At 67.6% G+C, this 11785-nt stretch carries 11 protein-coding genes; 1 reads left to right on the plus strand and 10 read right to left on the minus strand.

Translation table 11 applies throughout. The annotated features are described in order from the left end of the window. Positions 1 to 33: 33 nt before the first annotated feature. The 8 genes from nuoH to K2R93_04320 form a co-directional block, all read right to left on the minus strand. The gene (gene nuoH, locus K2R93_04285) at positions 34 to 1365 is read right to left on the minus strand and encodes an NADH-quinone oxidoreductase subunit NuoH (protein MBY0489037.1); all 1332 of its coding nucleotides are present in this window, start codon (positions 1363 to 1365) and stop codon (positions 34 to 36) included. Next, complete coding sequence (locus K2R93_04290) at positions 1362 to 2942, minus strand: (2Fe-2S)-binding protein (protein MBY0489038.1); 1581 nt, start codon at positions 2940 to 2942, stop codon at positions 1362 to 1364. Before K2R93_04290 ends, nuoH begins: the two co-directional genes overlap by 4 nt. 7 nt (positions 2943 to 2949) lie before the next feature. Further along, complete coding sequence (gene nuoF / locus K2R93_04295; GenBank protein ID MBY0489039.1) at positions 2950 to 4278, minus strand: NADH-quinone oxidoreductase subunit NuoF; 1329 nt, start codon at positions 4276 to 4278, stop codon at positions 2950 to 2952. Further along, the gene (locus tag K2R93_04300; protein MBY0489040.1) at positions 4278 to 4829 is read right to left on the minus strand and encodes an NAD(P)H-dependent oxidoreductase subunit E; all 552 of its coding nucleotides are present in this window, start codon (positions 4827 to 4829) and stop codon (positions 4278 to 4280) included. Before K2R93_04300 ends, nuoF begins: the two co-directional genes overlap by 1 nt. Continuing rightward, positions 4826 to 6019, minus strand: coding sequence for an NADH dehydrogenase (quinone) subunit D (gene nuoD, locus K2R93_04305; protein ID MBY0489041.1), 1194 nt, complete (start codon positions 6017 to 6019; stop codon positions 4826 to 4828). The genes K2R93_04300 and nuoD overlap by 4 nt, the downstream gene beginning before the upstream one ends. A 124-nt stretch (positions 6020 to 6143) precedes the next feature. Further along, positions 6144 to 6857, minus strand: coding sequence for an NADH-quinone oxidoreductase subunit C (locus K2R93_04310; protein MBY0489042.1), 714 nt, complete (start codon positions 6855 to 6857; stop codon positions 6144 to 6146). Further along, positions 6854 to 7441: an NADH-quinone oxidoreductase subunit B gene (locus tag K2R93_04315; protein MBY0489043.1), complete on the minus strand. Its 588-nt coding sequence runs from the start codon at positions 7439 to 7441 to the stop codon at positions 6854 to 6856. The genes K2R93_04310 and K2R93_04315 overlap by 4 nt, the downstream gene beginning before the upstream one ends. Before the next feature lie 29 nt (positions 7442 to 7470). Continuing rightward, positions 7471 to 7878, minus strand: coding sequence for an NADH-quinone oxidoreductase subunit A (locus tag K2R93_04320; GenBank protein ID MBY0489044.1), 408 nt, complete (start codon positions 7876 to 7878; stop codon positions 7471 to 7473). Between the two features lie 330 nt (positions 7879 to 8208). Here K2R93_04320 and dcd point away from each other — a divergent pair, with 330 nt between their 5' ends. Then, the gene (dcd, locus tag K2R93_04325) at positions 8209 to 8763 is read left to right on the plus strand and encodes a dCTP deaminase (GenBank protein MBY0489045.1); all 555 of its coding nucleotides are present in this window, start codon (positions 8209 to 8211) and stop codon (positions 8761 to 8763) included. On the opposite strand, the gene K2R93_04330 is transcribed toward dcd, so the two are convergent. Beyond that, positions 8744 to 10186: a hypothetical protein gene (locus tag K2R93_04330; GenBank protein MBY0489046.1), complete on the minus strand. Its 1443-nt coding sequence runs from the start codon at positions 10184 to 10186 to the stop codon at positions 8744 to 8746. The two genes, dcd and K2R93_04330, sit on opposite strands and share 20 nt — an antisense overlap. A 78-nt stretch (positions 10187 to 10264) precedes the next feature. Continuing rightward, positions 10265 to 11674: a hypothetical protein gene (locus tag K2R93_04335; protein ID MBY0489047.1), complete on the minus strand. Its 1410-nt coding sequence runs from the start codon at positions 11672 to 11674 to the stop codon at positions 10265 to 10267. Between the last annotated feature and the right edge of the window lie 111 nt (positions 11675 to 11785).

The raw sequence follows: 11785 nt of genomic DNA on the forward strand, positions 1-11785 counted from the left end.
GTGGCCGCTCCATGACCTTGACGCCGATCGCCATCAGTGGCCTCCCTCGATGGCACCCGGCGTTCCGGTGGCCAGTTGTTTCCGTGCGACGTCGAGCCCGCGGGCACGCATCCGGGCCAGATCGGTGGCCCCGACGCGCGCGCTGGCGGGGCTGATGAGCTTCCCGCGATCGAGCCAGCGCAGCAGCACGGTGATCACCACCACGTTGAGCCCGAGGAGCGCGAGCGAGAAGAGCGGCCCGCGGGCCACCCCCATCGCGTCGAGCGCGAGCGTGGCCCCCGCGATGAGCACGATATAGAAGAGCGCCAGCGGCAGCATGATGCTCCACCCCAGCGACATGAGTTGGTCATAGCGGAACCGCGGGAGCGTCCAGCGAATCCACATGAAGAGGAACAGGAAGGCCCCCACCTTGGCGGCAAAGGCCAGCAGCGTCACGACCGTCTTCACGACCGTGAACGGCGGGATGTTGTCCCACTGCGTGAACGGCAGATCCCAGCCACCTAGAAAGAGCGTGGCCGTCATCCCGCTCACGGTGATCATGTTCGCATACTCGGCGATGAAGAACATCGCGAACTTCATCCCCGAGTATTCCGTGTGGTAGCCGGCCACGAGTTCCGATTCGGCTTCGGGGAGGTCGAACGGGAGGCGATTGGTCTCCGCAAAGGCCGCGACCAGAAACGTGAACCAGGCCACGGTGAGCGACAGGATGTTCCAGCCCATGCTCGCCTGCTGCTGCACGATAGCCGACAGCGAGACGTTGCCGGCGAGCAGCAGCACGGGAATCGTGGACATGCCCATGGCGATCTCGTACGAAATCATCTGCGCACTCGAGCGCAGGCCGCCGAGCAGGGCGTACTTGTTGTTGGAGCTCCACCCGGCGAGTACGATGCCGTACACCCCGAGCGACGAGATCGCGAGGGTAAACAGGAACCCCACCGGCAACGGCGCGACCGCCATGTCGATGAGGCCCCACGGCGTCGGGAGCGGCGCGGCGATCGGTAGCACCGCCCAGGTGACGAGGGCCGGCACGAAGGCGAGTGCCGGCGCGAGGATGAAGAGGACCTTGTCGGCGAAGGCCGGGTTGGTCTCTTCCTTCATGAAGTTCTTGAGACCATCGGCCACCGGTTGCAGGATGCCACCCGGGCCGAGCCGGTTGGGGCCTCGCCGATCCTGAATCCAGGCCGCGATCTTGCGCTCGGCGAGCGTCAGCAACGCCACCGAGACCAGCACGACGGCAAAGACGATGAGCATCTTCACCGCGCTCGCGAGGACGAAGGTCCCGATGGCTTCCGGCGCCTTCTGCGAATCCGCCAGCGGGAACCAGCGGGCGAGGTCGAGCGCCGGCAGCACCGATAGCGTGCTCATGCCGTCACTCCGGATGCCGGCGTGGCCGGTTCCTGCAGGACGGGGAGCCCGCGCAGACCGAGCCCCTCGTAGTCGAGCCCCGCGAACGGCGCGTGCGTGGCCGCGAGGGCCGCGAAGACCTCCTGCGGCAGGAAGAAGCGCGCGTCGCCACCGATCGCCGCGAAGAGATCCGCCAGCACGTACCAACTCGGCCGGGCGATGCCGGGCGCCGTCTTGGCCTGCAGGAAGCGTTGCACGCGGCCGCGCAGGTTGGTGAACGTGCCTTCTTCTTCCAAGGTGTTCGTGATCGGCAGGACCACGGCCGCCTTGGCGGCGAGCGCCGCGGGCAGCACGGTGCCGAGCGCCACGACGGCACTGGCGCGCGCGAGCGCGTCGGCATCGTGCTCGGTCAGGGCATCCCCCGCCACCAGCAGCACGTCGCCGTCACGCAGCGCCGCCGCCGCGGAGGCGACCTCCACGAAGCCCAGCGCGCGGGCCCCGGTGGCATTCGCGGCGCGCTCCTCGCGCAGGGCCAGATCGGGCACGCCGGGGAGCGGGAACGCCTCACCACGCTCGACGCGGAATGCCCCCTGCCCGCCCACCGTGGTGATGACGCGCTCGAGCAGGAACAGCGCTTCGTTCGAGAGATTGGGCGACGCCAGCACGACCACGCGCGATCCCTGCAGCGTGCGCGCCGCCGCGGCGATGGCATCCTCCCAATCGGTGATCTGCAGCGAGGCGCCCACGCGCACGAGCGGCTGCTCCACGCGATCGCGTCGGTTGAAGTCGCGATAGCTCAGGCGCCCGACTTCGCACATGTAGTAGTGATTCACCGCCTCGTTCGGGCGCGGCTTGAGGCGCACCGCGACGTTGTCGCGCGTCTCGGCGACCGCGTTGCACCCCTGGCTGCAGCCGGTGCACACGGTGGGCGCCCGATCGAGCTCCCACGCGCGCGCGCGGTTCAGGAAGTCCTTGGAGAGCAGCGCACCCACCGGGCAGAGATCGATCACGTTCCCGGCCCACGGATTCGTGAGGTCATGCCCCTCGGCCTTGCCGATGAAGGCGCGATCCCCGCGCTCGGACACGTTCAGCACCGGATCCTGCGCGACGTCGCTCATGAAGCGCACACAGCGCGTGCAGAGGATGCAGCGGTTCTGCACGTACAGCACGTCGCCGCCAAAATCCTCCACCGGATTGAACCGCTTGGGCTCACGATACCGGGAGTCCGCACGCCCTTCGGCAAAGGTGTAGTCCTGCAGCTCGCACTCGCCGGCCTGATCGCAGATCGGGCAGTCGAGCGGATGGTTGATCAGCAGAAACTCCAGCACGCCCTTGCGCGCTTCCTGCGCCTTGGCCGAGTGCACGTGCACGACCTGGCCCTCGCCCACCGTGGTGGCGCAGGCGGGCGCGAGCTTCGGAAACTTCTCGACTTCGACGAGGCACATGCGGCACACGCCGGCCACCGGAAGCCCCGGATGGTAGCAGTAGTGCGGGATGAGCACGCCCGCCGTCTTCGCGGCCTCGAGAATCGAGGTGCCATCGGGGACGGTGACCGGGCGTCCTTCGATCGTGCAGTTCACCAACTTTACGTCTGCCATCAACGCCTCACGCGGCCGGGGCGCGGAACGCCCCGGGTACGGTGACCATGCCGCGGTTCATGGCGATCTTCGCCTCGAACTCGTGACGGAACTTCTTGATGCCCGACACTACCGGTGTCGCGCAGGAATCACTGAGCACGCAGATCGTCTTGCCGCTCATGTTGTCGGCAATCGACAGCAGCGTGTCGAGATCTTCGGCCGTGCCCTGCCCGGCCACGATGCGATCGAGGATGCGGGTGGTCCACGCCGTCCCCTCACGGCACTGCGAGCACTGCGCGCAGCTCTCATGCGCATAGAAGCGCGTGAGGCGCGCGATCTGGCGCACCATGTCCTGCCGATCGTCGAACACGATGGCGCCGCCGGATCCGAGCATCGTGCCGGCGGCCACCATGCCCTCGTAGTCCATGATCGCGTTCTCGGCTTCCTCACGGGTGAGGATCGGGACTGACGATCCGCCGGGGATCACGGCCTTGATCTCACGCCCCGGCAGCGGACCGCCACAGAGGTCGTACAGGAAGTCCTTGAACGGGAAGCCGAGGGCGACTTCGTAGTTGCCGGGGCGGCTGATGTTCCCGCAGACGCTGAAGAGCTTGGTGCCGATGCTCTTCGGATTGTCGGGGCGGCCGAACTGCTTGTACCACTCGGCGCCGTTCTTGATGATGTACGGGACCGTCGTGAGCGTCTCGACGTTGTTGATCGTCGTGGGCTTGCCGAAGAGTCCGGCAACGGCCGGGAACGGCGGCTTGATGCGTGGATTACCGCGGCGCCCTTCGAGCGAGTTCATGAGCGCCGTTTCCTCGCCGCAGATGTACGCGCCGGCGCCGCGGTGCACATGCACATCCACGCGTTTGCCGCTCCCCATTGCGTTGGGGCCCAGCACGCCGGCGGCGTACGCTTCCTCGACGGCCTTGGTGACCCGCGCGTACGGCTCGGTGAACTCGCCGCGGATGTAGATGTACGCCGTCTCGGCGTAGATCGCATGCGCGGCGAGCGCGACGCCCTCGACGAGGCCATGCGGCGTCCAGCGCATGATCTCCCGATCCTTGAACGTGCCCGGCTCCGACTCGTCGGCGTTGCAGAGCATGTAGTGGATCTTGCCGTCGGGCTTCATGAACGACCACTTCATGCCCGTCGGGAACCCGGCCCCGCCACGGCCGCGGAGCCCGGAGTCCTTCACGATCGTCTGCAGTTCCTGCGGATCGGTGGCGAGCGCCTTCTCGAGTGCTTCGTAGCCACCGCGCTGGCGCCAGCCCTCGAGCGTGCGCGCGCCGGCGTCGCCGAAGTACTTCGACAGGATCGGCGTTTCCCGCGGATGCGACGGATGCGGGTAGCCCATTACTTCAGCTCCGACAGAATCCGCGGCACCGACTCGGGTGTCACGGACTCGATGAAATCGTTGTTGATCATGACCGGCGTGGCAAAGCCGCACGCGCCGAGGCACTCGACCTCGATCACCGTGTACTTGCCGTCGGCGCTGGTGAGCCCCAGATCGCCGCAGCCGGTGTGTTCCAGGAAGCTCTTCACCACGTCTTCGGCGCCGCACACGTTGCAGGGCGTGGTGGTGCACACCTGGATGAAGTGACGCCCAACCGGGTGCTGATGGTACATCGTGTAGAAGCTCACGACGCCCTTGATGTACGCCGGCGTGATCTCGAGACACTGGGCGATCTCTTCGATCCCCTTCTCGCTCACCCAGCCGCGCGCGTCCTGCAGCATCCAGAGCGCCGGGAGCAGCGCGGCCTGCTTGGTGGGGTAGCGTGAGAGAATCGTGTCGAGCTGCGCGCGCGCCGCGCCGACGAAGACCGGCTCATGCGGTTCGTCGTGGTGATGCCCGTGCGGTGGGGCGGCCACGAGGGCGCCGCCGCTGGCGGAGGGGCCGTGGCTCACCGGTCGATCTCTCCCATCACGATATCAATGCTGGCGTTGATGGCGATCACGTCGGAGAGGAGGTGTCCCTCCACCATCTTCGGGATCGCGCTCAGGTTCACGAACGACGGCGGGCGGATGCGCCACCGCACCGGCTTGGACGAGCCGTCGGAGACGAAGTAGTAGCCCTTCTCGCCCTTGGGGCTTTCGACGGGCACGTAGCACTCGCCCACCGGCGGCCGCGGCCCTTCCATGACGAGCTTGAAGTGATGGATCATCGATTCCATCTCGCTCGTCGCCTTGTGCTTGGGCGGCAGGATGAGCCGCGGGTCGTTGATGTTCACCGGGCCATCGGGGAGCCGCTGGATGGCCTGCTCGAGAATGCGCACGCTTTGCCGCATCTCCTCGACCCGGACGAGGAAGCGGTCGTACACATCGCCCTGCGTGCCGACGGGCACGTCAAAGTCGTAGGTCTCGTAGTCGAGGTACGGGACATCCTTGCGCACATCGTACGGCACGCCCGAGGCGCGCAGCATCGGGCCCGACAGCCCGGCGTTGATCGCGTCGGCCGGTCCGAGGGCACCGAGGCCAACCGTACGGCCGGCCCAGATGCCATTGGTTTCGAGCATCCGCACCGCTTCTTCCAGCGTCTTGGGGAAGTTGCGGACGAAGGCCTTGAGCCCATCCATCCAGCCATCCGGGATGTCGGCCGCCATGCCGCCCACCCGCGTGGCCGTCGTGGTGAGCCGTGCGCCGACCCACCCTTCGAGCAGGTTGTACACGTTCTCGCGTTCCTGATACAACCAGAGGAAGGGCGTGAACGCGCCGATGTCGACCGACGTGGTCCCGAGCCAGACGAGGTGCGAGATGATGCGCGAGAGCTCGCAGAGGATGACGCGCAGCACCTTCGTGCGCTCGGTCATCCCGACGCCGAACAGCCGTTCGGCGCCCAGCACGAACGCGACGTTGTTCCCCGGCGAGTTGAGATAGTCTTCGCGATCCGTCCAGGGAATGATCTGGTTGTACTGGCGATACTCGCCGATCTTTTCGAAGCCGCAGTGCAGATAGCCGATGTGCGGAATGCAGCGTACGACGGTTTCGCCATCGAGCTCGAGCACCAACCGCAGCACGCCGTGCGTGGCCGGGTGCTGCGGGCCGATGTTGATGAGCATGTGATCGGCGTCGAGCTCAGGCTCGGGCGTGTGGGCCATCGGGGCCTCGAGGGCCACCGCGGCACCGCCCTGCGCCACCAGCGGCGCCCGCAGGGGCTGGCCCTGTGCATCCACGCCGCTCGTCCCGAGCGCGACTTCGATCGTTCGCCGAGGGGCCGTCATGTCACTCACCCTCCGAGCGATGGCCGGCTTCGCCGCGATGCGACAGCCGCTCCTTCATGTCCGCCGGCAGCTGATCGTACGCCTCGGCGATGCTCAACTCGTTCATCGAGTAGCGCGCTTCCGGTTCCGCGGCGAGGGTCTGCTTGAGCTGCTCCGCGCGCGAAAAGCGCCCGCGCAGCGGGAAATCCTTCCGCAGCGGATGCCCTTCGCGGTACCCCTCCCACATGAGGAGCCGGCGCAGATCGGGATGCCCCTCGAACGTGACGCCGAACATGTCGAAGCACTCGCGCTCGAGCCAATCGGCCCCACTGTAGATGTCGATCACGCTGGCCACGCTGAGCGGGCCGCGCTTGGGGAGCTCGACCTTGAGGCGCAGGAAGCGCCGGCGCGCCAGTGCGCGCAGATGCCATACGACTTCGATCGGGCGCTCCGGCGTGCGGTACTCCACCGCCGTCACGTCCACGAGGTAATCGTACTGCTCCACGTCGTGCAGCCAGCGCACGACGGCATGCAGCGATTCCCGGGCCACGAAGACCACCGTATCGCCCCAGATGACTTCGACGCGCGTGATGGCGCTGCCGAACTGCGCGCGCAGAGCGGCCGCGCTGGGATTCTCGTCACCGCCGGTGTGCGGCGGGATGATGCTCGCGGAGGTCAGCGCCGCCGCTGCTGCGGGGGTCGGCGTGGTGGCGGCGGCCGGTACGGGAACGGTCACGGCGCCGACCGGGTCTGATGCACCGAGTTGCCGAACGGTTCGGACAGCTCGTCGATGCGTGACGGCGGAATGTAGAGCTGGCTCGACGGGTCGGGCTCGATCTCCACGTGGCGCGCGCTATCGCGCAGCCGCTCCTGCATGACCTTCTTCTGCAGCATCATGATGCCGTGCATCAGCGCTTCCGGGCGCGGCGGGCAGCCGGGCACGTAGACGTCGACGGGAATGATGGTGTCGATCCCCTGCACCACGGCGTAGTTGTCGAACATGCCGCCGGTGGAGGCGCAGGCGCCCATGGAGATGACCCACTTGGGCTGCGGCATCTGCTGGTAGATGCGACGCAGGACGGGCGCGAGCTTGAGCGGCACGCGGCCGGCGCAGATGAGCACGTCCGCCTGGCGCGGCGAGTACGCGAGGCGCTCCATGCCGAAGCGCGACAGGTCAAAACGACTCGCCGCGGTGGACATGAATTCGATGGCGCAGCAGGCGGTGCCGAAGGGCATGGGCCACAACGAGCCGGCGCGCGCCCAGTTGACGAGCAGGTCGAGCCGGCTGGTGACCCAGCCGTCCTGCGACCCTGGATCCACCTGCACGAGGCGGCTGTCCCGGGCGGGGGTTAATCCCACGAAAGGGCTCCCTTCTTCCAGACGTAGATGAAGCCAACGAGGAGAATGAGCGCGAATACGAGCATCTCCCCGAAGCCGAAGAACGAGATCTGTCCGGCCGGACAGGCGCCGCCGGCGAGCGGGACGGTGCAGGAGAGCTGCCGGTACTGGACGCCCCAGGGGATCATGAACACCGTCTCGATATCGAAGACGATGAAGAGCATGGCGACCAGGTAGAACTTCACCGAGAATCGCTCACGCGCGTCGCCCAGGGGGCTGATGCCCGATTCGTAGGGCTGGGTCGTTTTGACCGGCGTGGGCTGCGGTTTCACCGTGAGGTGCGCGATGCCCAGGATGAGCACCGCGTTGAGCAGGACAAACGCCAGCAACAACAGGACCGGCAGATAGGAGCGAAGCATCGCGAAAGGCAGCGGGACGACGGGGTCGAACCTGGGGAGTGCGCTGACTTCGTGAAAATATTCACAAAAGCACACGTCCAACCTATGTGAGGGACCGGAAACCCTCAACGGCATGGGAAATAAAAGGTTGGCTAAGTAACCGGTTACCGCGCGTTCGGCCGCCGACCGCCCCGGTGGGCCCGGCAGGCCCCGCCTCCGACCCCCCACCGACCCCGCCCGTGGCACGGAGGGGCGGCGGTCCCTAGCTTTCCGCCCGCCGCTTCCGAGAGGCTCAGGACCTGAGGGTCCGAGGCCCCCCGCCCTGTCCCACTTTCTCGCCGACATCACCCCATGGGGCTCTGCTCAGATCGCTGGATCACGCGCATGGCGCGCGAACACGGCATGATCGAACCGTTCGAGGATCGCCAGGTGCGTCAGGGCGTGATTTCCTACGGCGTCAGCTCCTACGGCTACGACATGCGCGTGGCGCGGGAGTTCCGCATCTTCACGAACGTGCTGAACTCCATCGTCGATCCGAAGAACTTTGATCCGAAGAGCTTCGTGGAGTACGAAGGCGACGTGTGCATCGTGCCGCCGAACTCCTTCGCGCTGGCGCGCACCGTGGAGTACTTCCGCATTCCGCGCAACGTGCTCACGCTCACCGTGGGCAAGAGCACGTATGCCCGCTGCGGTATCATCACGAACGTCACGCCGTTCGAGCCGGAGTGGGAAGGCTACGTGACGCTCGAGATCTCCAACACCACGCCGTTGCCGGCCAAGATCTACGCCAATGAAGGCATCGCCCAAGTGGTGTTCTTTACCGGCGATGAAGAACCCGAAGTGAGCTACGGCGACAAGAAGGGCAAGTACCAGGGGCAGCACGGCGTCACGTTGCCGCGGATCTGAGCCCCGCAAACCAGTGCGCCAGTGCCGGGCGTCCGGCACTGGCCTGCAGTTCCCAGGCGCGCGCGCGCCGGTCGTCGCCGGCCTCCCGGAGCAGCTGCACCAGCTGCAGCACCGGAGGGGCAAAGATGTCATTGACCGATGGCGGCATGCCCTCGATCAGCTGCACCTCCAACGCGGCGATCTGTTCACTGCGGCGCCGTGCCCGCACGCGGTCGTAGCCACCCACGCCCTCCGCGTCCCACGCCTCGCGATAGACGGCGGCATCCGGCAGCGCCGGGGCCCGTTCGCGCTCGGCCAACGCCTCGCCCGTGCGCCCGGTGCGCTCGAGGATGGCAATCAGTCGCTCCCGCGCGGGTCGGTGCCGCGGATCGAGGCGCAGCGTCTCGCGCACCGCGGCTTCAGCGCCCTCGACGTCGCCGACCTTGAGCCGTGCGGCGGCCAGTGAACTGAGCACGTGCGGAATATCGGGCTCCAGTCGAGCCGCCATCTCCATCTCGAGCAGCGCCTCCTGGTGCCGCCCGGCGAGGCCGAGCCAGACGCCATAGAAACGTCGCCCTTCGGCATACTCCGGCTCCTTGAAGGCGGCGGTGGCGAACTCCCGCCCGGCGCGTTCAAAGTCGTCGTTGAGGTACAGCGCCTGCACGCCCAGATGGACATGCGGAATCGCCAGCGTCGGATCGAGCGACGCGGCGCGATGGCTCAACTCGATCGCGCGCCCGAAGGTGGGGGTGAAGTCGGCGTACGCCCCACGCCGTGCGGCGACGGCATAGTAGTTGGCAAGCCCGGCCAGCGCCGACGGGTATGCCGGATCGATCTGCAGCGCGCGCTCGAACCAGCGGCGACTCTGTTCGAGCTCATCGGGCGCGCCGCCGTGCGCCGCCCGCAGGAAGAAGTAATGGCCGCGCAGATAGCAGGTGTACGGATCCATCGCGTGCGGATGCGCCGCGCGCGGCGCGGGCTCCTCGCGGGCGAGCAGATCCGTTCCCGAGCGGGCAATGGCGCGCAGGCGCTCCCGCTCGCTGTCCAGCCACGCGTTGAACGGCGCGGCGTCGTCGATGGTGAACCCGTGAAAGGGCGCGATGTCGCCGATCGCGGCGCGCCGCAGCTGCTCGTCGCCGCGCTCGAGATCGAGTGCGTCACACCCCACCACGCGCGGATTGATGCCGAGGAGCCGCTCCCCCAGCGAGACGATGGCATCATTGCCGAGCACCTGTCGCACGGCGTACAGGGCGTTGCGCAGGCCGCGACGCGCCTGCTCCTCGGTGGCGGAGGGCCAGAGGCACTGCATGATCTGCTCGCGCGGCTGCGCGCCACGCGGGCGGGCGAGGAGCAGCAGCGCGAGCAGCGCCAGCGGGCGCGGCTGGGTCAGCGCGGCGGCCTCGGCGACGTCGCGCGTGGGCGGGCCGGTGCGCTCCAGCAGCACCGGCCCGATGACGCGCAGGCGAAACGGCGTCTCATGTGACGACAGATCCCCCTCCCGGCGAGCAGCGCCTCGCGTATGTCAGGAGCACGGCTTGGTGGGATTGTACGGCGCCACGCGGTCGTTGGCGATGGTAGCCTTGTTCACGATGAGCGTATTCCCGAAACCGTCCGGATGCGCAAACCAAGCGCGCGCCCAGGGCGCATCCGGCCCCAGTTCGAGCGCGATGGTGGAGTTGCGGGCGAACGGTGTGTTCGCCAGCCCGAGCCCCGTGGTGTGCCGCACGAACGCCACGTAGAGATCGGTTTGGCAGGAGTTGATGAAGGCGTTGTTGGTCGCGGTGACGACGGCATCGCCTCGCAGCAGCGTACCGGCCACCGGAAATCCCGCTTCGATGATGAAGCCAAAGCGATTGTTGCGAAGCGTGTTGCCGACCACCTGCACGCGCGAGGTCCCCTGCACATTCGGCGCGTTGATGCCGATGGTCGCGATGCGGATCCCGGTGCCGACAGGCACGCGCTGATGGCCGCTGATCTCATTGGCGGTAATCGTCGCCTGGATCTCGGAGACCGTGGGCGGGACAAACTGATTGATCCCCGAGGGGACGGGGAGCACTGTCGCGGGCACGATCAGGATGCCGGGAATGCCGCCCTGTGTCAGCGTATTGCGATCGACGGTGAAGACGCCAGGCCCGGCCAGACAGATATCGCACGTTTCACCGGGGCCGCTCGAGTAGTTGCGCTGCACGGTCGCCGACCCGCCGCGCAGATCCACGCGCTCGGTGAAATTGCCTTCGAAGCTGTTGCCGCGAATGACGAGGTTATTGGCGCGAAGGCTGAGGATGCCTTTCCCGGCGGTGACCGAATCGGCGGCGGCGTGCCCGGAGCGCAGGACGAACCGTTCAATGACGGCCCCGTCGCCCCCCGAGCCGTTCTCGCTGTTCACCAGGATCAGCGGCTCGGACACACCGGTTTGCGTGGTGCCGCCAACGATGGTGAGCGCCGGGCGGGCGATCAGCGTCGTGGCGGCCGACGCACTCTGCGACACCGGCCCGAGCGCCCGGTCGAGACTGTCGGTGGGGATGGCGTAGGCCCCGCGCAGCGTCACGTCTCGCATGTCGAGGCGCAGCGGGAGCGCCTCGAGCAGCGTATCGGTTCCCGCGGTGCTCCCCACGTACGTGCCCGCCGGCACGAAGATGGTGATGCGGCACGCGCCCGCCGGCTTGGCGGCGCGGAGGCGCCGGGCCTCGGCGAGGGCGTCGGTGATGCGGCGGAAGGTTACGCCATCGTTGCGGGTGACGCTCTGGTCCACGCGCAGGGTGGTGACGAACCCGCCCCGTTCCTCGAGCGCCGCGCGCTCACTGGGGGCGATGGAGACGGGCGCACCGGCGCCCGGTTCGCAGACATCGAGTCGCGCGTCCGGCACGGTGCCGGGATTCACGGCATCACTGGCACCGCAGGCCGCGGCCAGCGCCAACGGCAGGGTGCTCACAAACCACTGGGCTGGCCAGGCCAGCCGGCGACGTCCATTCCGCACAACGCCCCCCGGTTCAGGTTCGGCGACAATGTCCGAATCCCCGAGCCGGGGGCAAAAGACGGGAGC

The organism is Gemmatimonadaceae bacterium (assembly GCA_019752115.1).
In the GTDB taxonomy this organism is placed as follows: Bacteria; Gemmatimonadota; Gemmatimonadetes; order Gemmatimonadales; family Gemmatimonadaceae; genus Gemmatimonas.